This is a genomic window from Agrobacterium larrymoorei (assembly GCF_013322225.1).
GTDB lineage: Bacteria > Pseudomonadota > Alphaproteobacteria > Rhizobiales > Rhizobiaceae > Agrobacterium > Agrobacterium larrymoorei_A.
Genome location: NZ_JAAMFB010000017.1, coordinates 76,786 through 98,506 on the forward strand (window position 1 = coordinate 76,786; position 21,721 = coordinate 98,506).

General features: G+C 57.1%; 22 protein-coding genes. 4 read left to right on the top strand and 18 right to left on the bottom strand.

Features of this window, described 5'->3' with window-relative positions; translation table 11 throughout:
• Positions 1–19 precede the first annotated feature (19 nt).
• The 13 genes from G6L28_RS10825 to urtE form a co-directional block, all read right to left on the bottom strand.
• Positions 20–691, bottom strand: coding sequence for an urease accessory protein UreF (locus G6L28_RS10825; RefSeq protein WP_174063784.1), 672 nt, complete (start codon positions 689–691; stop codon positions 20–22).
• A gap of 2 nt (positions 692–693) precedes the next feature.
• The gene (ureE, locus tag G6L28_RS10830) at positions 694–1,179 is read right to left on the bottom strand and encodes an urease accessory protein UreE (protein WP_174063785.1); all 486 of its coding nucleotides are present in this window, start codon (positions 1,177–1,179) and stop codon (positions 694–696) included.
• Between the two features lie 94 nt (positions 1,180–1,273).
• Complete coding sequence (locus G6L28_RS10835; RefSeq protein ID WP_174063786.1) at positions 1,274–2,107, bottom strand: GGDEF domain-containing protein; 834 nt, start codon at positions 2,105–2,107, stop codon at positions 1,274–1,276.
• Between the two features lie 388 nt (positions 2,108–2,495).
• A complete protein-coding gene (locus G6L28_RS10840; protein ID WP_174063787.1) occupies positions 2,496–3,032 on the bottom strand; it encodes a peroxiredoxin in 537 nt (178 codons plus the stop codon).
• 133 nt (positions 3,033–3,165) lie between these two features.
• Positions 3,166–4,875 carry an urease subunit alpha gene (gene ureC / locus G6L28_RS10845; RefSeq protein WP_174063788.1) on the bottom strand — a complete coding sequence of 570 codons (1,710 nt, stop codon included), beginning with the start codon at positions 4,873–4,875 and terminating at the stop codon, positions 3,166–3,168.
• 133 nt (positions 4,876–5,008) lie between these two features.
• Entirely contained in the window at positions 5,009–5,422 is a 414-nt protein-coding gene (locus G6L28_RS10850; protein ID WP_174063789.1) for a lysozyme inhibitor LprI family protein, read from the bottom strand.
• A gap of 8 nt (positions 5,423–5,430) precedes the next feature.
• Positions 5,431–5,787 (bottom strand): GFA family protein, encoded by a 357-nt coding sequence (locus G6L28_RS10855; RefSeq protein WP_174063790.1) that lies wholly within the window; start codon positions 5,785–5,787, stop codon positions 5,431–5,433.
• Position 5,788: 1 nt separating this feature from the next.
• On the bottom strand, positions 5,789–6,094 hold the full coding sequence (locus G6L28_RS10860) for an urease subunit beta (protein WP_174063791.1): 306 nt from the start codon (positions 6,092–6,094) through the stop codon (positions 5,789–5,791).
• 21 nt (positions 6,095–6,115) lie between these two features.
• Positions 6,116–6,373 (bottom strand): DUF1272 domain-containing protein, encoded by a 258-nt coding sequence (locus tag G6L28_RS10865; protein WP_174063792.1) that lies wholly within the window; start codon positions 6,371–6,373, stop codon positions 6,116–6,118.
• Positions 6,374–6,387: 14 nt separating this feature from the next.
• Complete coding sequence (locus G6L28_RS10870) at positions 6,388–6,690, bottom strand: urease subunit gamma (protein ID WP_174063793.1); 303 nt, start codon at positions 6,688–6,690, stop codon at positions 6,388–6,390.
• A 19-nt stretch (positions 6,691–6,709) separates the two neighbouring features.
• Complete coding sequence (locus tag G6L28_RS10875; RefSeq protein WP_234902539.1) at positions 6,710–7,432, bottom strand: urease accessory protein UreD; 723 nt, start codon at positions 7,430–7,432, stop codon at positions 6,710–6,712.
• Between the two features lie 35 nt (positions 7,433–7,467).
• The gene (locus G6L28_RS10880) at positions 7,468–8,682 is read right to left on the bottom strand and encodes an alpha/beta hydrolase family esterase (RefSeq protein WP_174063795.1); all 1,215 of its coding nucleotides are present in this window, start codon (positions 8,680–8,682) and stop codon (positions 7,468–7,470) included.
• Between the two features lie 244 nt (positions 8,683–8,926).
• A complete protein-coding gene (gene urtE, locus G6L28_RS10885; RefSeq protein ID WP_174063796.1) occupies positions 8,927–9,622 on the bottom strand; it encodes an urea ABC transporter ATP-binding subunit UrtE in 696 nt (231 codons plus the stop codon).
• Between the two features lie 157 nt (positions 9,623–9,779).
• Between urtE and G6L28_RS10890 the strand changes: the two genes are divergently transcribed.
• Positions 9,780–10,064 carry a GIY-YIG nuclease family protein gene (locus G6L28_RS10890; protein ID WP_174063797.1) on the top strand — a complete coding sequence of 95 codons (285 nt, stop codon included), beginning with the start codon at positions 9,780–9,782 and terminating at the stop codon, positions 10,062–10,064.
• A 230-nt stretch (positions 10,065–10,294) separates the two neighbouring features.
• Here the strand turns inward: G6L28_RS10890 and urtD are convergent, their stop codons facing one another.
• From urtD to G6L28_RS10915, 5 genes are all read right to left on the bottom strand, one after another.
• A complete protein-coding gene (gene urtD, locus G6L28_RS10895; RefSeq protein ID WP_174063798.1) occupies positions 10,295–11,056 on the bottom strand; it encodes an urea ABC transporter ATP-binding protein UrtD in 762 nt (253 codons plus the stop codon).
• 5 nt (positions 11,057–11,061) lie between these two features.
• Positions 11,062–12,231, bottom strand: a complete 1,170-nt coding sequence (gene urtC / locus G6L28_RS10900) for an urea ABC transporter permease subunit UrtC (RefSeq protein ID WP_174063799.1) — start codon at positions 12,229–12,231, stop codon at positions 11,062–11,064.
• Positions 12,228–13,823, bottom strand: coding sequence for an urea ABC transporter permease subunit UrtB (gene urtB, locus G6L28_RS10905; RefSeq protein ID WP_234902540.1), 1,596 nt, complete (start codon positions 13,821–13,823; stop codon positions 12,228–12,230). The genes urtC and urtB overlap by 4 nt, the downstream gene beginning before the upstream one ends.
• A gap of 279 nt (positions 13,824–14,102) precedes the next feature.
• A complete protein-coding gene (urtA, locus tag G6L28_RS10910) occupies positions 14,103–15,392 on the bottom strand; it encodes an urea ABC transporter substrate-binding protein (protein ID WP_174063801.1) in 1,290 nt (429 codons plus the stop codon).
• Between the two features lie 185 nt (positions 15,393–15,577).
• A complete protein-coding gene (locus G6L28_RS10915; protein ID WP_174063802.1) occupies positions 15,578–15,760 on the bottom strand; it encodes a DUF2735 domain-containing protein in 183 nt (60 codons plus the stop codon).
• A gap of 497 nt (positions 15,761–16,257) precedes the next feature.
• On the opposite strand from G6L28_RS10915, the gene G6L28_RS10920 reads away from it, so the two are divergent.
• From G6L28_RS10920 to G6L28_RS10930, 3 genes are all read left to right on the top strand, one after another.
• Positions 16,258–17,292, top strand: a complete 1,035-nt coding sequence (locus G6L28_RS10920; protein ID WP_174063803.1) for a glutamine synthetase beta-grasp domain-containing protein — start codon at positions 16,258–16,260, stop codon at positions 17,290–17,292.
• Between the two features lie 69 nt (positions 17,293–17,361).
• Positions 17,362–20,763: a hybrid sensor histidine kinase/response regulator gene (locus tag G6L28_RS10925; RefSeq protein ID WP_174063804.1), complete on the top strand. Its 3,402-nt coding sequence runs from the start codon at positions 17,362–17,364 to the stop codon at positions 20,761–20,763.
• The gene (locus G6L28_RS10930; protein WP_174063805.1) at positions 20,756–21,667 is read left to right on the top strand and encodes a response regulator transcription factor; all 912 of its coding nucleotides are present in this window, start codon (positions 20,756–20,758) and stop codon (positions 21,665–21,667) included. The genes G6L28_RS10925 and G6L28_RS10930 overlap by 8 nt, the downstream gene beginning before the upstream one ends.
• Positions 21,668–21,721 lie beyond the last annotated feature (54 nt).

Consider the following 21,721-nt stretch of genomic DNA (forward strand, 5'->3'; position numbering starts at 1 on the left):
TCAACTGCAAACCATTCGATCAAGAACGGAACAATCGGGTGGGCTGAACTTCGTGGCGCATGGGAGACGTATCGGCAATGATCGTTGCGGATCCGAGATCATCGAGGCTTGACGATGCGGCGAGGCCGGAGACGGAAACGACCTCCTCTTCCAGTCCCGCCAGCAGAGACGTTCCCTGCTTCTGTCCCGCCACGCCGAGGCGTATTGCGGCAGACGTCAACTGCGACACGCCAGAATGCAGATAAGCCGCAAGCGTCTCTTCCAGGGGAACAGCATGACAAGCAGCGATCGCACCCACTGCTACGGGATAGGGAACGGCTTTCGGCAGAATACCAAAAACGTCTCCGGGCCAAGCACTGGCAGCGTCTACGAAAGCATGACCCAAAAGCAATGTTTCCCGATGGCGCTCTGCCGAACCGGCAAGCGCAAGTCCCAATTCGGAGAGCCCCGCCAAAGCGTGGGCGTCGTCACTTGCTTGCCATGCCTGTGTCAGCACCACGGCATCGTTCCACATCGCTCCTCGCGTCAGCGAAAGGGCAATCCACTCCTGCAACTGCGACGTATCCGTCACACGACGGTCGCTGACGGCCGTTTCCAGGCCACCGGAATAGGAAAAGGCACCAACGGGAAATGCCGGAGACATCCACGCCATGAGCCGGAGCAGCGCATCGACATTAGGTGTGGCCGTCATGATCAGCCGTGGTGATTATGATGATCGTGACCATGATGCCCATGATCGTGACTGCCGTGAGAATGATAGGCACCGCGGGCGGGCTGGAACGGCTCTTCCACGTCCCGCACGTTTGCGCCTAGACCTTCCAGCATGGCGCGAATGACGTGATCCCGAAGGATGAGAATGCGGCCTTCCTCGATCTGCGCCGACAAATGCCGGTTGCCGAGATGCCAAGCAAGCTCGATGAGATGGAGGCCGTTCTTGGCGGTTACTTCGAAAAGTTTCTCGCTCGCCGCACGAACCTCCACGAGATCGCCGTTCTCGACGACCAGCAAATCGCCATGCGAAAACAACACCGGCTCCTTAAGGTCGAGCATCACCATCTCGTCGTTCTGGAGATGCAGCAGCTTGCGGCGCAGATGGCGCTGGTCATGTGCAAGCGTCACATATCCGTTGGGTTCGTCGCCAGGAGTACCGGCGGGAAGGTAAGACTGAACGCGCAGCATGATCTATCCAAACTGATGAATGTCTTTCATGAGGAGTGCCGGATCGCAACCGCGAATGCAAGCCACGAATTGGCGGCTGACGGCATTCACGATATCAAGAAGCCACCATCAGGCTGCTTTTGAGGTTTTCGACGGCCTGAGCCGCGGGCAGATCAATCTCGTGGCAGACACGGTTACGACCACTCGCTTTTGCAAGATAGAGCGCCTTGTCTGCTGCTGCGAACGTGTCGTACTTGGAACGGGAGGGATCGATATCCGATACGCCGACAGAGACGGTCATCTGTACCTGCTGGCCTTCGAATGGAATGCTCAGACAAGACACGCGGATGCGGGCCAGTTCTATCAGCGTTACGCGGTCCTTGCGAACACCACCGCGAACGATGACGGCAAACTCTTCCCCGCCCAAACGCGCTACACAGTGGAATTCCCCGAAAACATCTGCGATGGCCGCTGCCGCTCTCTTGATGGCCAGGTCGCCGACCGCGTGACCATATCCGTCGTTGATGGCCTTGAAGCGATCCAGATCGAAAATCGCCAGAGACGCATTGTCTGCCACTTCCTCGAAAGACTGGTTGAACGCGCGTCGGTTGAGAAGGCCCGAAAGCGCATCCGTCCGGCTCAAGCGCTCGAATTCCGCATGGGATGCATGAAGCCCCCTGATTGCGATTCCCAGGATGGAACAGAGAAGTGCCGCGACAATGCCGCCGACGACCCATGCCATGATCACGCTCCAGGCGAGAGCCTCCCACAGCGGAAGCGGCAGCAGGTGAAAGGAATTTCCGAACGCAATCACAATCACGCTTACCAGCATGGCAAGCATGATGGAGATGAAGATCATCTTCGCTGCGAAAGCGCCTAGCGTCTGCCCGCTTTCGGGATCACTCAAGCTCATTTCAAGGGAGATGAATTTCTTGAACCAGTCAGCCATCGAATCTTGTCCTCACACCCAAATCGATAAGCATCAGAGGTTGGATAGGAGTAAACCGAACCAGTAAAAATTTATGTATTTAAGCTGAAATTATTTTTATAAAATTCACACGTGCTTTCTGCCAATCTCAACCTCCCCTTGGGGAAATTACATTGCGAAGGCCGTCATTTAGCGCCTGATAATACTTCATTTTCTTTTGGAACAAATCATGCGCTCGTTTATATGGCTGGCAGCGCTCGCTTTTTCGGCGCGATTTACGTGCCAAGCGAAGCTGCAAGTGTTAACCGAACATGCACACAGTGCGAAGAACTCGATCGAACGAGTTTCCAGAACGGAAGAAGCCGGACAAGTTTGCCCGGCTTCAGAAAAATTCACATCGGCGTGATGGTCAGGCAGCCTTGAGGGCCTTCAGGCTTTCCAGAATGTTCTGTGGAGAAGACGCGCCGTAGGGATCGGAATCGCAATTGTCCGAATAGCCCTCTTCTTCGAACCATTGTTCCACAACGCCATCGTTGATGATGGCGGCATAGCGCCAGGAGCGCATGCCGAAACCGAGATTATCCTTGGCAACCAGCATACCCATCTTGCGCGTAAACTCGCCAGAGCCGTCTGGAATGACCTTGACGTTTTCGAGATTCTGGCTTTTTGCCCAGGCGTTCATGACAAAGGCGTCATTGACGGAGAGGCAGTATATTTCATCGATACCGAGAGCACGGAATTCCGGCGTCAGCTTTTCGAAATCGGGAAGCTGGTAGGTCGAGCATGTCGGCGTGAAAGCGCCAGGCAGCGAGAACAGAACGACCTTCTTCCCACCGAAATAATCCTGCGAGGTCACATCTTCCCAACGATAGGGATTAGGACCGCCAACGGCCTCATCGCGGACGCGTGTGCGGAAGGTAACGGCGGGGACTCTTTTGCCGAGCATGATTTTCTCCTGTGCAAGTAAATGCGTGACAGCTTGGGAACAATCACGCTTTCAATTTCATGCGGGGGAGATAAACCAAAACCGTTTGCGGCGCAGCAAAAACCTGCACCTGCGAATCAGTCATGCACAAAAGTCAGAACAGGAAATAGCGCTGCGCCATGGGCAGCACCGTCGCCGGTTCGCAGGTCAATAGCTCGCCATCGGCGCGGACCTCATAGGTTTCCGGGTCCACCTCGATATGCGGCGTCAGCGTGTTGTGGATCATCGACGCCTTGGAAATGCCGCCGCGCACGTTCTTGACCGCGACCAGCTTCTTCGCAACGCCAAGGCGCTGTGCCAGCCCACCATCCAGCGATGCCTGCGAAACGAAGGTAACGGAAGAATTGGTGCGCAGCTTTCCGTAAGCGGCAAACATTGGGCGGTAATGCATCGGCTGCGGCGTGGGGATCGACGCATTCGGATCACCCATTGGCGCCGCCGCAATCGAGCCACCGAGCAGGACCATTTCCGGCTTCACCCCAAAAAAGGCCGGGTTCCAGAGCACAAGATCGGCACGCTTGCCGACTTCTACGGAGCCGATCTCATGGCTCACACCGTGAGCGATGGCCGGGTTGATGGTATATTTGGCAATGTAGCGGCGAACGCGGAAATTGTCGTTCTCGCCCTTCTCTTCCTTCAACCGACCGCGCTGACGCTTCATCTTGTCCGCCGTCTGCCATGTGCGGATAGCAACCTCTCCGACGCGGCCCATAGCCTGGCTGTCGGAAGAGATGATCGAGAAAGCGCCGATGTCGTGAAGTATATCTTCCGCCGCGATGGTTTCCTTGCGGATGCGACTTTCAGCGAAAGCAATGTCTTCTGGAATGGAAGGCGACAGGTGGTGGCACACCATCAACATGTCCAGATGCTCCGCCAGTGTGTTGACCGTGTAAGGCCGCGTCGGATTGGTGGAGGATGGGATAACGTTTGGATTGCCGCAAATCTTGATGATATCCGGTGCGTGGCCACCGCCGGCCCCTTCCGTGTGGAAGGCATGGATCGTACGGCCATTGATGGCCGCAACCGTATCTTCCACGAAGCCGCTTTCGTTCAACGTATCTGTGTGGATCATCACCTGCACGTCGAACTGATCGGCAACCGTCAGGCAGTTGTCGATAGCGGCAGGCGTCGTGCCCCAGTCTTCATGCAGCTTCAGCGACGAAGCACCGGCAAGGATCATCTCTTCCAGCGGCTTGGGTAGAGAGGCATTGCCCTTGCCCGCCAGCGCGAGGTTCATCGGAAAGCCATCGAAGCTCTCGATCATCCGTTCGATATGCCAAGCGCCGGTACAGGTGGTGGCCAATGTTCCGTGGGCTGGACCTGAGCCGCCGCCCAACATGCAAGTCACGCCGCTCATCAGGGCTTCTTCGATCTGCTGGGGGCAGATGTAATGGATATGCGCATCCATGCCGCCTGCGGTCAGAATCTTGCCCTCACCGGCAATCGCTTCCGTCGAAGGGCCGACGATGATGGTGACGCCCGGTTGCGTATCCGGGTTGCCGGCCTTGCCGATGCCGTGGATGCGACCATCCTTCAGACCCACATCGGCCTTGTAGACACCGGAATGATCCACGATCACCACGTTGGTGATGACGGTATCGACAGCGCCCTCGGCGCGTGTCGCCTGGCTCTGACCCATCCCATCGCGAATAACCTTGCCACCGCCGAATTTCACCTCTTCGCCGTAAGTGGTGAAATCCTTCTCGATTTCGATGAACAGTTCCGTATCGGCAAGGCGCACCTTGTCGCCAACGGTTGGGCCAAACATGCTGGCATAGGCTGCGCGGGAAATCTTGTAAGGCATGGGCTATCAGGCTCCCTGGGAGGCGGAGAAAAGCAGAATTATTCATTTCAGCGAGGCGACTGGTCGCCTCGGCTTTTGTCAATGTCGCAACATGCGGTACGTACTCGAAAGCCTCAAGGACAAGCCCCTGCTCTCAGAAACCTTCCGCCAGCGTCTTTAATTCTTCCGTACGCTTGCGGCTCATATCCGCAAGACAGGATGAAACGAGCATGGGCTCCATGCTGCCGCCGCGTGCCTGAAAACCGGCTAGATCGCAATTTGCGTCACGAAAAGCGACCCAGGCGCGCTGGGCGGCAACGAGAGCGTCGTTGTAGCCTTTCGCGCCTTCGTCAGCATCCTTGTCACGCTCGCCCAACACCTTGCGAAGCGCTTGATACTGCGCGTTCAGTGCCTTGTCGGCCTTTTCGTAATCCAGCCCGGCGCACTGATTCATGTCCATCTGTGTTGTCGGCTCGGCGCAATTCGGCTGCTCCTCAGCACTCGCTCCAGACGCCACCCCAATGAGGAGCAACGCCAGTAGCGACCCGCCGACAGAAAGACGGGGCATGAATTTCATCACGCCGCAGCACCATCATGCACATGAGACTTCAATGCACGCGGATCGACGCCATCCAGACAATTGGCATTGACGGCAACCATTGGCGTGCCACCCGGCCCATCTGCATAGGCAAAGCTTTCGATGCCGCAATCGCTACAAAAGAGATGATGGATTTTCTTCTGATTGAAGAGATATTCTTTCAGGTGATCCTCACCCGAAAGCAACCTGAACTGTTCCTTCGGCGCAAATGCCAACACGGATCCGAGCCTTTTGCAGCGAGAACAATTGCACGTCACCGTCTTGTCGAGATCGGCGTCGACCTCGAAGCTGACGGCACCGCACTGGCAGCTTCCATGATAATGTTCAGCAGTCATCTCATAGCCTCCCCATGATCTGTTGACGAAAACCATAAACCTCGCGCTTGCCGGAAAGTGGCATGAGCGTCACCTCGCGCTTCTGCCCCGGCTCAAAGCGAACCGCCGTGCCTGCGGGAATATCCAGCCGCATGCCGCGCGCCTTTTCCCGCTCGAACAGCAGTCCGGCATTGGTTTCAAAGAAATGATAATGGCTGCCAACCTGCACCGGCCGGTCACCGGAATTGGCAACCTCGATCGTTACCGTCGGCTGACCGGCGTTAAGCTCTATCGTGCCCTCTGCGGCAATGATCTCGCCTGGTATCATGGCATTCCCCTTTTTATCGTCTCAGGCCGCTTTTACCGGCGCGCATCCTTCCGCCTTCAACACGCGTCTCGTGGAGGCAGGGTTATTGATCAACGCCGCAGCCGGGCGACCGGGCCGCCGCACCAGTTCGCCCATGCAGTTCGGGCAGGCACCGCCAAGAGTACCAGCAGCGCACTCAGCGCAGAATGTGCATTCGAAAGAACACACCATCGCATCAAGGCTTTCCGGTGGCAGATTGCGGTTGCAGCATTCGCAATTGGGACGAAGTTCCAGCGCCATGTCAGCCTCCTCCTTCAGCGGATGGGTTCGTGAACGGTCACGAGCTTCGTGCCGTCCGGAAAGGTTGCCTCAACCTGAATATCATGGATCATTTCGGCCACGCCTTCCATCACCTGATCGCGAGAAATGACATGCGCGCCCGCTTCCATGAGCTCAGCCACCGCTCGGCCGTCACGTGCACCCTCCACGACGAAATCCGTAACCAGTGCAATGGCTTCGGGATAGTTGAGCTTCACGCCACGCTCCAGGCGGCGGCGCGCCACCATAGCAGCCATGGAGATCAGCAGCTTGTCTTTTTCCCGGGGTGTGAGGTTCATGTTCGTCCTACTTTCAGCATCACAGGTTCCAGACTTTCGGCACTGGCGCGCCATTGCGCAAGAGCGAAATGATGGGAAAAAGCATTTTTCTAAGGGAGAATCCGTCCTCTGCGGAGAGCCGGATGACAAGCTTTCCCTGCCACTCACTGGCCCCGCCGTTTTCTCCGGCAATAGCCCGAATTTTAGGCAGCAAAGCCTCCGCCAGCGGGCCTATATAAAGGAGGGTCGCGAAAGCAACACGACCGGAGAGAACCGCTGCTTTTTGCGTGAGATCGGAAATACGGCCATCCAGCAAAAGGTCTTCGGCATGAACCAGTTTTCCGCCATGGCGAATACGCCAGCGATCTCGAAAAAGCCCCTCCTCCATAGCTTCACCCATCGCCTGACGGCCAAGCAAAACGGCCTCGACGGCGAGAAATTCGGATGAGGCGTGGAGATCTGCTTCCAGCCTGCGCGTCAGAGAGGCGCGGTCGAACAGAATGGTTTCCTGCGGCAGCCAATGCAGTTTCGAATTTTCGGCAGCGGAGATTTTGACTGTGACGGCTGCCGTGCCTGCGGCGGCCTTATAGACCTTTTCGCAGGCCTGCGTGGTCACGACGAGGCTGGTGCCTGCGGCGGCAACAGCCTGCCATTCCACCTCGTCTCCCCCGGTCAAACCGCCTGAAGAGTTGATGAGAATGGCTTCCATTTCATTGGAAAATGTTTCGGGAAGCCTGATCTTGGCGCAACCTTCCTGAAACAGCTCATCCAGACGGCTGCGCCCATTCAGCGCTTTCGTTACAATGCGCCCTCGGCCACGGGCGCGCTGCGGGCGGGGGTGTTGGACAGTTTGATACTCTTGCTGCACATCGTCTCCGAAGCATTTGCGGAAGCGGAAACCGCTTTCACGGAGCAATCGGTCTTTGCCGTCGCATCGACAACCAACTGCCCTTCCGTATTCTGGAAGAAGTCCCACATTCTTTCAGCCGCATCAACCTGTTGACGGGTATCGGTCGAGGAGATTTTACGCTCCAACGCTGGCTGGGCTGCGATTGTCGCATCGCTGCCCGGCTTGCGCGGAACCGAATTGGAAGCGGCAATGACCTCACCCTTCATCGATGCGCGTGGCCATGCATGGTCCCAGGCATCGATGACGTAGGAATGGATGCGCGAACCACTCTTGCAGACATCGTAGCTGTTGAAGGTAAAATCGCCAACGGACTTGCTCTTCGCCGCACCCTTGCAGCCATCGATTTCGGCCCAGCGTTTCAACGCCGTTTCACCGCTATACTGCCAATAGGGCTTGCCGCCACCCTGATAGGGGTTGGCAGGGTCTTTCAAACCGGCAAAAGCGATGATCGACAAGGGCTTTGCCGGAGTGCAGGTCTTGGCGTCCGGTCCCCACTTGCCCCCTGCCTCAACCGGATATCCCGCGCGAAGGGATGCAACAAAACCGGCAGCCGTAAAGTCGTTGCTGCCACTGCACAGAAATTGCGACAGCATACGCCCGCCACCGGAATAACCGGAGCCATAGAATTGCTCTTCATTCACGCAAAACTTCGACTTTACCATGCTGAGGGCATCGCGAATGAAGCCGAGTTCATCGAGACCGCCTGGGCGAGTGGTAACGCCCGGCACGTTCCAGGCATGAGTGCCGGGAAGCTCACCATCAAGGCTGCCCTGAAGGGCGACGACGATCACACCTGCGCGCTCCGCGACCTTGTCCCAGCCACTGCGATCCAGTTGACCGTTGGGGTTGCTGTTGCTGCCATGAAAATCAAAAACCACCGGAAGCGGCTTTTTTCCATCATAGGAAGATGGAACGAAATAGATACCTTCGCGTTCAGAGCCTTGGGACATGAGCGAAAACTCATGCCGGCCTGATTGCATTGTCTGACCGCACATCGATGCCGATGCAGCGGCGCTCATGCTCGTGAGAATGGCAAAGCTCGCAAACACAGTCTTTGCGGAGCGAAGGAACCGGAACGTCCGGCCAGCAACAGTCAGATTCATCGGCACGCCTTTATTGGCACAGTTCTCCGACAATAATGCCGGAAAATACGTGGAATGTAAGGGATCGACGGATGCGGCGTGCAGATGACCTCGTGGGTGTGTCTCGCAAGCAGCATTTTCGCTGCCAATAACACGTCCTCATGCTCAATGAAATGCTAAAATTACGCATGAAAGCCATGCTAGGGCGCATGACTATTCACTTTATTATCTCAATTTTATCAGGACGTGAACGAAAAGACGTCGTTTATACTGTCAAATGACGCCGCGCATCCGGCGTGTCGAGCGTCTCTGCCGCACCCTCATGCACAACTTCACCACGGTCCATGATGTAGACATAATCGGCAAGCTCGCGGCAGAAATCCAGATATTGCTCGACAAGCAGGATCGCCATGCCAGTGGAATCGCGCAGATATTTGATCGCGCGCCCGATATCCTTGATGATCGACGGCTGAATGCCTTCGGTTGGCTCATCCAGCACGAGGATTTTCGGTCGTGTCACCAGTGCCCGACCAATAGCGAGCTGCTGCTGTTGTCCGCCGGAAAGATCCCCGCCGCGCCTTGTCAGCATGGTTTGCAACACCGGAAACAGACTGAAAATATCTTCCGGAATGAAGCGCTCCTTGCGCGGCAGCGGCGCATAGCCACTCTCAAGATTTTCCTGCACCGTCAGCAGCGGAAAGATTTCCCGCCCCTGCGGCACATAACCCACCCCACGTTTCGCCCGCTGGTAAGGCGCCAACCCGCTCAGGCTTTCGCCTCCGAAGCTGATCGCCCCGCCACTGATGGGATGCTGGCCGGTAACAGCGCGCAGAAGAGAGCTTTTGCCCACCCCGTTTCGCCCCAGAACACACGTGATCTTACCCCTTTCGGCATTGAGCGAGACGCCACGCAGTGCCTGAGCCGCGCCGTAATGGAGATTGATGTTTTCGACGCTTAGCATGGTGTTACCTTGTGGCAAGACGTGTGGTACGAGGTTGTGGCGTGGATCCTCGGGTCAAGCCCGAGGATGACGTTGGAGAAAAAGGCAAGGCAGTCATCCCACTCTCTGCCGTCATCCTCGGGCTTGACCCGAGGATCCATATGCGGGACCAATTTTTATGAGCGGATACGTCTACATCGTAGCCAGCCAGAAACGCGGAACGCTTTACATCGGCGTGACGTCCAACCTTGAGCAACGCATTTACGAGCATCGCGAAGGTCTGACCGAAGGATTTACGAGCCGATATGGCTGCACGCGTCTGGTCTGGTATGAAGAGCATATGAGTATCGGCACGGCTATCCAGCGAGAGAAATCGTTGAAGCGGTGGTACCGCGATTGGAAGATCAAGCTGATTGAGGATTTTAATCCGGAATGGCGTGATCTTTATGAGGAATTCGGTTGAGAGATTGGCTTGCGGCGTGGATCCTCGGGTCAAGCCCGAGGATGACGGCAGTGTGTGTGTCTGATGGTCTGCCACATTCGTTAGCGTCATATCGAGGTTAGAATCGAAAACCGAAGATGACGATAGAGGGGTTGCCAAATGGGTCTTTCCAATCTCAGACGTCATCCTCGGGCTTGACCCGAGGATCCACAGCGGCAATCGCCTAACGCTTCTAGTGAACCCTAGCCCCATCACCGCCCCAGATAATTCTCAATGACCTTTGGATCGCTCGACACGAAATCGATCGACCCTTCCGCCAGCACGGAACCTTCCGCAAGGCACGTCACTTTGACGCCAAGCTCGCGGATGAAGCCCATGTCGTGTTCCACCACCACCACGGAGCGGGTCTTGGCGATTTCCTTCAGCAGCACGGCGGTTTCTGCCGTTTCGGCATCGGTCATCCCCGCCACCGGTTCGTCCACAAGCAGAAGCTTCGGCTCCTGTGCCAAGAGCATGCCGATTTCCAGCCATTGTTTCTGCCCGTGGGAAAGGTTGGCGGCGAGGTCGTCGCGGCGATGGCCGAGGCGGACGATGGAGAGGATTTCTTCGATGCGCGCCTTATCCTCTGCCGTCAGGCGATAGAACAGGGTGGCGAAAACACCGCGCTTGCGGTTCAGCGCCAGCTCCAGATTGTCCCAGACGGTATGGCTTTCAAAAACGGTTGGCTTCTGGAATTTACGGCCGATACCCAGCTGGGCGATATCCGCCTCGTCCTTCTTGGTAAGGTCGATGTGGTCTTCGAACAGCACCGTGCCGCTATCAGGCCGCGTCTTGCCGGTGATGATGTCCATCATCGTCGTTTTGCCCGCACCATTGGGTCCGATGATGGCGCGCAGTTCGCCGGGCTCGACCACGAATGACAGCGAATTCAGTGCCTTGAAACCATCGAAGGAAACGGAGACGCCATCGAGATAGAGCAGGCTTTTCGTCCTGTTTTCGGAAATCGTATTCATCTGCCTCACTCCGCTGCCTGGCTTGCGACTGCATCGTCATTGCCGGGTTTCGCTGTCGTCTCCTTGGGCTTCGATACCTTGCCGCGACGGTTCACGATGAAATGCTGGACGGTGCCGACGATCCCCTTAGGGAAAAACAGGGTAACGGCAATGAAGAGGCCACCCAGTGCAAACAGCCAGAATTCCGGAAATGCGCCAGTAAAGTAACTTTTGCCGCCATTGACCAAAACCGCGCCGATGATCGGGCCGATCAGCGTTCCACGACCACCCACCGCCGTCCAGACGACGACTTCAATGGAGTTGGCAGGCGCAAATTCGCCGGGGTTGATGATGCCGACCTGCGGCACGAACAAGGCACCGGCAATACCTGCCATCATAGCCGAAACGACGAAGGTGAAGAGTTTGATGTTTTCCACCCGGAAACCAAGGAAGCGCACTCGGCTTTCCGCATCTCTAACACCTACCAGCACCTTGCCGAACTTGGAGTTGACGATGCCGGATGCAATCAGCAGCGAAAGCGCGAGCATCAGCGCCGTCATGGCAAAGAGAACTGCGCGCGTGCCGGGAGCCTGAACGGAGAAGCCAAGAATATCCTTGAAATCCGTCAGGCCATTATTGCCGCCGAAACCCATGTCGTTGCGGAAGAAGGCGAGCAGCAGCGCATAGGTCATGGCCTGCGTAATGATCGACAGGTAGACGCCATTAACGCGGGAGCGGAAGGCGAACCAGCCGAAGACGAAGGCAAGCAGGCCCGGCACGACCAGCACCATCAGCATCGCAAACCAGAACATATCGAAGCCATGCCAGAACCAAGGCAGTTCCTTCCAGTTGAGGAACACCATGAAATCCGGCAGCACAGGATCGCCATAGGTGCCGCGTGAGCCGATCTGGCGCATCAGATACATGCCCATGGCATAGCCGCCGAGCGCAAAGAACGCGCCGTGGCCGAGCGAAAGAATGCCGCAGTAACCCCAGACCAGATCGAGCGCAAGCGCCAGCAGCGCATAGGCCAGATACTTGCCAAGCATCGACATCATATAGGTCGGCACATGAAGCGGGTTCGTGGGTGGCAGCAGCAGGTTCAGTGCGGGAATGATGAGCGCGACGGCGAGGATAATGCCGACGGCAATCGAGATGCGGCGGTCGAGCGCGCGGAGGAGAAAACCGGTGATCATGCCTCGATCGCCCTTCCCTTGAGTGCGAAGAGACCGCGCGGCCGCTTCTGAATGAACAGGATGATGAGAACGAGGACGAGGATTTTACCCAGCACCGCGCCGACGGTCGGCTCTAGGAATTTGTTGAGCACGCCAAGCGACAGCGCACCGACCAGTGTTCCCCAGAGATTTCCGACACCGCCGAAAACCACGACCATGAAGCTATCGATGATGTAGCTCTGCCCGAGATTGGGGGACACATTGTCGATCTGGCTGAGCGCCACGCCAGCCAATCCGGCAACACCGGAGCCAAGCGCGAAGGTGAAGGCGTCTACCCACGGCGTTCTGATGCCCATGGAGGATGCCATGCGCCGGTTCTGCGTGACGGCGCGCATCTGCAAGCCGAATGCGGAACGCTTGAGGAGGAGCAGCAGGGCGAAGAAGACGGAGAGCGAGAAGCAGACGATCCAGACGCGGTTCCAGGTGAAGTTTAGATAGCCGACGCTGAAGGAACCAGACATCCAGCTGGGGCTGCCAACCTCACGGTTCGTCGGCCCGAAGATGGAGCGCACGCCCTGCTGCAACATCAGCGAAATACCCCATGTCGCCAGCAGCGTTTCCAGCGGGCGGCCATAGAGAAAGCGGATGACCCCGCGCTCCATGATAAGGCCGATCACGCCGGTGACGAGAAACGCGACAGGCAGCGCGATAGCAAGCGACCAGTCGAACAGGCCGGGGGCATGGCTGCGAATGACGTCCTGCACGATGAAGGTGGAGTAAGCGCCGATCATCACCATCTCGCCATGCGCCATATTGATGATGCCCATGACGCCGAAGGTGATGGCAAGGCCAATGGCCGCCAGCAGCAGCACGGAACCAAGCGACAGGCCGTACCAGATATTTTGTGCAGTATCCCACAACGCAAGCGATCCCTCGATGCTCGCAATCGCCGCATCGAGATCGGGTTTCAGGCTGGCATCGACAGAAGACGATGCGCTCATGAGAATGCCAATAGCATCGCGACCGCCAATATTCGTAATGGTCTCGATGGCGGCTCGCTTCTCGTTGACAGAACGATCAGATGCCAGAAGAGAAACCGCCCTTGCCTCCTCCATTCTCGCCTTGACTTCGGAATCCGTTTCTTTTGCGAGTGCCGCATCCAGCAGTTCGAGGTTTTCGGCACTTGGCGCTTTCAGCACTGCATCTGCAGCGGACAGGCGCACACCGCGCTGTGGGCTCAGCAACGTCAGTCCGCCAAGCGCGGCGCGGATGACGCGGCGAAGATTATTATTGACGCGAATTTTCGTGACGGCAGCCTTCGGCGCTTCACCTGCACTCTCACCCGTCAGTGGGTCGACGAGAGTGAAATTGGACCCTGCGGGCTTCGTCAGAAAAACGACGCTGTCGGATTTGCGCACGTAAAGATCGCCATCGGCAAAGGCTTCCAGCGCAGGTACAACGCGCGCATCGCCGGTCGCGGCGATCTGCCCGACCAGCGTTTCAGCCTCCTTGAAATCGGCTTTGCCCAGTGCGTCGATCAACGGTTTCGGATCACTCTGTTGAGCGAAGGCCGAGGCCGTGAGACTGAACAGCAAGCCGATGACGGCCAACATACGAAAAAACATAATCCCAAGTCCCCCTTGGAAGCCCGCTCGATCAGTGCCAGCAGGCGGAATTCGATAGTGACGGCGTTTTTGCCGCCGAAGCCCCCCGCCCTCTCCGCCGTCATCCTCGGGCTTGACCCGAGGATCCACGACGCCAGCCAAAAACTCTAACTGGCGAAGAGAACGGAGGGGAGGCTTTGGATCCTCGGGTCAAGCCCGAGGATGACGGCGGAGAGGGCGGGACCGCAAAACCAATACGGCTCTGCGGTCCCTCGCTCCTCGCGCCTATCAGCTACCCTTGCCGCCGCACTTGCCGGTGGCGACGTTGAAGTTGCCGCAAGACATCGGCTTGCGCCAATCTGAGATCAAATCCTTGGAGTCGGGAAGGTAATCGGACCACTCATCGCCAACGACCTGAGGGGTTTCCTGTACGACTTCGAACTGACCGTCAGCCTGAATTTCACCGATCAGCACCGGCTTGGTGATGTGGTGGTTCGGCATGACGGTGGAATAACCGCCGGTGAGGTTCGGAACGGAGACACCAATGATGCTATCGAGCACCGCATCCGTGTCCGTCGTGCCAGCGGCTTCAACGGCCTTGACCCATGCGTTGAAGCCGATATAGGCGGCTTCCATCGGGTCGTTGGTCACGCGCTTGTCGTTCTTGGTGAAGGCGTGCCATTCCTTGATGAATTCGGCATTGGCCGGGCTATCGACGGACTGGAAGTAGTTCCAGGCGGCAAGGTGACCGACCAGCGGTGCCGTGTCGAGACCAGCCAGTTCTTCTTCGCCGACGGAGAAGGCAACGACCGGAATATCCTCAGCCTTCACACCCTGGTTTGCCAGTTCCTTGTAGAAGGGAACGTTGGCATCGCCATTGATGGTGGAAACGACAGCTGTCTTCTTGCCAGCCGAACCGAACTTCTTGATATCGGACACGATCGTCTGCCAGTCGGAATGACCGAATGGCGTGTAGTTGATCATGATGTCCTCTTCCTTGACGCCCTTGGACATCAGGTAGGCCTTCAGGATCTTGTTGGTGGTCTGCGGATAGACATAGTCCGTGCCAGCCAGAACCCAGCGCTCGACGCCTTCGGTGTTGGCAAGGTAATCAACAGCGGGAATGGCCTGCTGGTTCGGTGCGGCACCGGTGTAGAAGATGTTGCGGGAGGATTCTTCGCCCTCATACTGGACGGGGTAGAAGAGGATGGAGTTCAGCTCTTCGAAGACCGGCAGAACCGATTTGCGCGAAGAAGAGGTCCAGCAGCCGAACACGGCAGCGACTTTATCCTGAGAGATCAGCTGACGGGCCTTTTCGGCAAAGAGCGGCCAGTCGGAAGCAGGGTCCACCACCACAGGCTCAAGCTTCTTGCCCAGCACGCCGCCCTTCTTGTTCTGCTCTTCGATGAGCATCAACATGGCGTCTTTCAGCGTCGTTTCGGAAATCGCCATGGTGCCGGAAAGCGAATGCAGCACGCCGACCTTGATCGTGTCCTCGGCAGCAAAAGCACCGTGGAATGCGGTGGTGGACAAAATAGCGCCGAGCAGTGCGCCAGTGAGCGTCTTTCTGAATGTCATCGGAAGAACCCCTCTCCTTGTTTAAGCCTCGAACGGGCATCAGCGGCATTTTGAAACCGCTGCTGGAGGGGACTATCGGACTCGCGGACGCGAAACCGTATACGTCGTTTGACGTAGGTGGGGTGGCGAAATCAGAACATCAGAAAACGTCTGACACCCAGCCTTTAAAACATATAGTGGACGCCTCAGTTATGGGGCTTGTCGTCCTCAATCGCTTCCTGGTGATACCAGCTTTCGAAATCTACCCTTTGGGCGGCAGGTTTGATGGACTGGACATTTCCGTCCTTGCGAAAGCTGCTTGCTCCCGCCCGTCCGCCGACTGGGAATTGATAAATCTTGGCACTTTCCATATGCGGTTCGGTTCTCATGACGGCCTCTTCTCTTCCAGTCAAAACACCTCAGCACCACGCTTGATTACTACTATAACGGATCAGGAGCGGAAATTCATCCCATACGCTTAAAAAAATATCATAAAGATCAAAATTTAGGCAATTAAGTTGACGCATAGATAAACGAATAGTCTTTATGCAGCTAATGACCCATTTTTCGCGCTTTCAGGCCAAAAAACACTCAAAATCGTCGTCCAGCACCATCTTTTCTGAGAAAACGAGCGGCTCCGGCGCTATAAGGCCTTCATAAATCTTAAATTTTGGGATTTTCGCCATTTTTCTGAAACTGGGCGATTCGCATTTCAATCGCGCATCTCAATCGCTTCTAAATTAAAAAATCAGTCGGACCATCAAAGCATCTCCGAACTGGCACGGCTTATGCATCTCTTCAGGCAGCCCTTGAAAGCGAGAATGTTTTCGCCGGTCTCGGTGGTTAACAATCAAGGCTTCGCATCTTAACCTATGAGAGGTTCGTAATGACTAAGTTCAAACTCGAGTACATCTGGCTCGACGGTTACAAGCCAGTAGCAAACCTGCGTGGCAAGACGCAGGTCAAGGAATTCGATGAATTCCCGACACTCGAGCAGCTTCCGCTTTGGGGCTTTGACGGCTCCTCCACCATGCAGGCTGAAGGCCACAGCTCGGATTGCGTGCTGAAGCCTGTCGCACTTTATCCAGACCCTGCCCGGACCAACGGCGCGCTGGTCATGTGCGAAGTCATGATGCCGGATGGCGTTACGCCACACGCGTCCAACAGCCGCGCAACGATCCTCGACGACGAAGACGCATGGTTCGGCTTCGAGCAGGAATATTTCTTCTACGAGAACGGCCGTCCGCTCGGCTTCCCTGAGCAGGGCTACCCGGCTCCACAGGGCCCTTACTATTGCGGCGTTGGCGCCAGCAATGTCGGCCCGGTCGCCCGCGAAATCGTCGAAGAGCATCTGGACCAGTGCCTTGCAGCCGGCATCAACCACGAAGGCATCAATGCCGAAGTGGCCAAGGGCCAGTGGGAATTCCAGATTTTCGGCAAGGGCTCCAAGCGCGCCGCCGACCAGATCTGGATCGCTCGCTACCTGCTGCAGCGCCTGACGGAGCAGTACGGCATCGACATCGAATTCCACTGCAAGCCGCTCGGCGATACCGACTGGAACGGCTCCGGCATGCATTGCAACTTCTCGACCAAGTACATGCGCGAAGTTGGCGGCAAGGAATATTTCGAAGCCCTCATGGCGCAGTTCGAAAAGAACCTCGACGCGCACATCGCAGTTTACGGCCCAGACAACGACAAGCGTCTGACCGGCAAGCACGAAACCGCGCCTTGGAACAAGTTCTCCTACGGCATCGCTGACCGTGGCGCTTCGATCCGCGTTCCGCATTCCTTCGTCAACAACGGTTATCGTGGTTACCTCGAAGACCGTCGTCCGAACTCCCAGGGCTGCCCATACCAGATCGCTTCCGTCGTTCTGAAGACGATCTCGGAAGTCCCGACGGCACAGTCGGCTGCTGCCTGATTAAGTTGAAGATGGCGTCGCTCGATCCGGGCGACGCCATTTTTCTGTTTGCGACGAGGGAAACCCGGCATGGCCGCACGGCAACGCATCATCCCCGTCAGACGCGAATATAACCGCTGGGTCGCGAACCAGACGCTGGAAGATTACGCGCTGCGTTTCACCGCCAAAAGCGCGCGCCAGTTCTCATCCAACCGCATTTCTCATACCGCCATCGGCGCCATTTCCTTTCTCGCACTTGAGGCCATCGGCGGCGCGATTACGTTGTCCTATGGCACGACCAATGCCTTCTTCGCCATCATCGCCGCCGCAGTTGCCATGCTGCTCGTCGGCCTGCCCATCAGCCGCTACGCCATCCGCCACGGCGTCGATATCGATCTTCTGACGCGCGGCGCAAGCTTCGGCTATATCGGCTCCACCATCACCTCGCTGATCTATGCCGCCTTCACCTTCATGCTGTTCGCCATCGAGGCCTCGATCATGTCCGGTGCGCTTGAACTGGCGCTCGGCATTCCCTTGTGGGTCGGCTACATTATTTCTTCCGTTATGGTAATTCCGCTCGTCACCCACGGCGTGCGGCTCATCAGCAAGTTCCAGATACTGACTCAACCGTTCTGGATCGTGCTCAACATACTGCCCTTCGCCTTCATCGCCCTGCTCGACTGGCAGAAATTCGATCTCTGGCTTGCCTTCTCAGGCGTGCATCACGCTTCCGCTCCGGCCGGAGAAAACGCGCCTTTCGATCTGATCAAATTCGGCGCGGCATCCGCCGTCATCCTGGCGCTAATGTCGCAGATCGGTGAGCAGGTCGACTTCCTGCGGTTCCTGCCTGCCGAAGGTCAAAGCAAGTTTCGCCATAAGGTCGCGATATTTCTGGCCGGCGCGGGCTGGGTCGTCGTCGGTGTGCCGAAACTGCTGGCCGGATCGTTCCTCGTAGTACTGACCCTTTCCTCCGGCGTACCGGTGGATCGCGCAGCAGACCCGTCTCAGATGTACCTCACCGCTTTTGGCTACATGATCCCGAACGAGAATGCCGCCTTGCTCCTCATGGTGGCCTTCGTGGTGGTATCTCAGTTGAAAATCAACGTGATGAACGCCTATGCCGGATCGTTGGCATGGTCCAACTTCTTCTCCCGCCTGACCCATAGCCATCCTGGCCGCGTCGTATGGCTGGTTTTCAACGTGGCGATCGCCTTGCTGTTGATGGAACTCGGCATCTACCGGCTGCTGGAAGAAACACTCGGTATTTTTTCCATCATCGCCATGGCATGGCTCTGCACCATCTCAGCCGATCTCTTCATCAACAAGCCGCTCGGTCTCGCGCCACCCGGCATCGAGTTCAAGCGGGCACACCTTTACGATATCAACCCGGTCGGTGTCGGCGCGATGACGCTTTCCGCCACGATTGCGCTCAGCGCCCATTTCGGCCTGTTCGGAACGCTGGCCGCATCGCTTGCCCCCTACATTACCCTCATCGTCGCCTTCATCTCCTCACCGGCGATCGCATGGACGACGAAGGGAAAATTCTATCTGGCACGCAAACCGCGCCAGAAATGGAAAGAACTTTCCAGCATCACCTGCTCGATCTGCGAACACCCGTTCGAGCCGGAAGACATGGCGTGGTGCCCCGCCTATGCAGGACCAATTTGCTCGCTTTGCTGTTCTCTGGACAGTCGCTGCCATGACATGTGCAAGCCGAAGGCGAAGCTGAACTATCAGGTCTCCAGCGTTGCGGGAACCATTCTTCCCTCCCGGCTGGTTGCGAGGCTGGCGACACGGCTTGGCCGATACGCCATGTCAACGACGGTTGCAGTTGCTGCTCTGGGTGGAACGCTGACGCTGATTGCCTATCAGGTCGGCACCGCCTCCCCCGAAACCGCGGATGTGGTGGAACGCACCATTCTGGCCGTCTTCTTCGTCTTTGCCGTCATCGCTGGCATCGTCTGCTGGTTTCTGGTTCTTGCCCATGACAGTCGCGTGGTGGCGGAGGAGGAATCCTTTCGCCAGAATGCATTGCTGCTGAAGGAAATCGCTGCCCACAAGAAAACCGACGCGGCACTGCAAGACGCAAAGGAAACGGCAGAGGCCGCCAACCGTGCTAAAAGCCGATATGTCGTGGGCCTCAGCCACGAATTGCGAACACCGCTGAACGCCGTTCTGGGCTACGCGCAAATTCTGGAACGGGATGAGACGATCCCGGCGCCACGCCAGTCGGCAATCAAGGTCATCCGGCGCTCGGCAGATCATCTCTCCGGCTTGATCGATGGACTGCTGGATATCTCCAAGATCGAGGCAGGTCGTCTTCAGGTCTATTCGAACGAAATCAACATCCAGGATTTTCTCGACCAGATCATCGACCTCTTCCGCCCGCAGGCGCAGGCGAAGGGCCTGGCCTTCAATCATGAACGAACAAAATCCCTGCCGCAATACGTACGCAGCGATGAAAAGCGGCTGCGCCAGATTCTCGTCAACCTGCTATCCAACGCGATAAAGTTTACAGATAAAGGCAGCGTTACCCTGAACGTGACTTACCGCAGCCAGGTCGCCACCTTTACTGTTAGCGATACCGGACGCGGCATTGCCGAAAAAGACCTGGGACGCATCTACGAGCCATTCCAACGGGGTGAGGCAGAAACGATCAACCCCATGCCGGGGCTGGGCCTTGGGCTCACCATTACCCAATTGCTCACCAACACGCTGGGCGGCGAGATTTCCGTCTCCAGCGAAAAGGATAAGGGCTCCACCTTCCGCGTGCGCCTGATGCTGTCTGCCGTCGACCGGCCAAACACCGCACCAGCTCCGGAAAGGAAGATCGCTTCCTATTCCGGACCACGCCGCACCATCGTTGTGGTGGATGACAATGAAGATCACCGCGACCTGATGCTGGACTTGCTGTCCCCGCTTGATTTCGTGGTGCTGACCGCCCAGAGCGGGCCGGACTGTCTGGCATTGATCGAAGCGATGAAGCCGGACGCGTTTCTGATCGACATTTCCATGCCGGGAATGAGCGGCTGGCAGCTGGTCGACAAGCTGCGGGATGCGGGCCAGACCGCGCCGATCATCATGCTCTCTGCCAATATCGGCGATACGGCCATTATCGGCTCAGGCACAGATGGCCATAACGATGCGCTCGCCAAACCCGTGGACATCCGCAAGCTTTGCGACCGGCTTGCCGTTCACCTGGGGCTGCAATGGATTTATGAATCGGACCTGCTACATATCGATATACTCCCGCAGCCATCAGCGAAAGCGACGGTTGCACCCCCTGCGCCTGCGCACATACAGGATTTGAAGGCGCTGGGAGAAATAGGTTACGTCAGGGGTATCGAGGCAAAGCTCGATGCGTTGGCGCAAGAGCCGAAGCATCTTGCATTTACCGAAGAGGCCCGCCGCTACGTGCGTGCCTTCGATCTCACCGGCTACGCCAATTATTTGCAGAGTTTCGAAGAAACAAGGACCGGAACGGATGACTAGCCCGGGACAGCCCAGAGATATGATCCTGCTCGTGGACGACAGTCCCGAAGCCCTCGGCTTTCTCACCGAAGCGCTGGAGCAATCCGGATTTTCCGTGCTGATCGCGACGTCGGGGCAAGCGGCGCTCAACATCATCGAGCGCGTGACACCGGATCTCGTTCTTCTGGATGCCGTCATGCCGGGGCTGGACGGCTTTGAGACCTGTACCCGCCTGAAGGCAAATGCCGCTGTTGCGCAGGTGCCGGTCATTTTCATGACGGGCCTGACCGAAACCGAACATGTGGTACGCGCGCTGGAATGCGGCGGTGTCGATTATCTCAGCAAGCCCATCAATATAGACGAATTGCGCGCGAGGCTTCGCGTGCATCTGTCGAATGCCCGCTCGGCCCAAAGTGCGCGCGTCGCGCTCGACGCGGCAGGTCGACACCTTCTGGCCGTGCGTAAGGATGGTTCGATCCAGTGGTCGACACCGCAGGCGACTCGCCTCATAAACGCTGCAACCGGAAGCAATGATGGTCTGGAAATTGTTTCGCGCACGATTGGTTCGTGGATGGAGACGGAACAGTCCCGCGAAACGCCCCTCATCGTCACTCAAGCAGAACGGCCTTCCTTGCAGTTCATGTTTCTAGGTGCCGTCGGCGGCGACGAATATCTGTTTCGCCTGACGACCGTGAATGAGAAATCCGGGGAAGCGTTGCTGCGGGAGCGGTTTGCGTTGACGACGCGAGAATCGGAAGTCCTGATTTGGATCGCCAAGGGCAAATCCAACCGCGATATCGGAGAAATCCTGGGGCTTTCAGCCCGCACGGTGAACAAGCACCTTGAGCAGATTTACGTGAAGCTCGGCGTTGAAAATCGCGCCTCTGCGGCAGTCAAAGCCGCTCATGTCCTGCATGAACAGTAATGGGTTCGGCTGCTCTTCCTCCATCCCGACAAGGCGTCGGGATAGAGGAAAAAT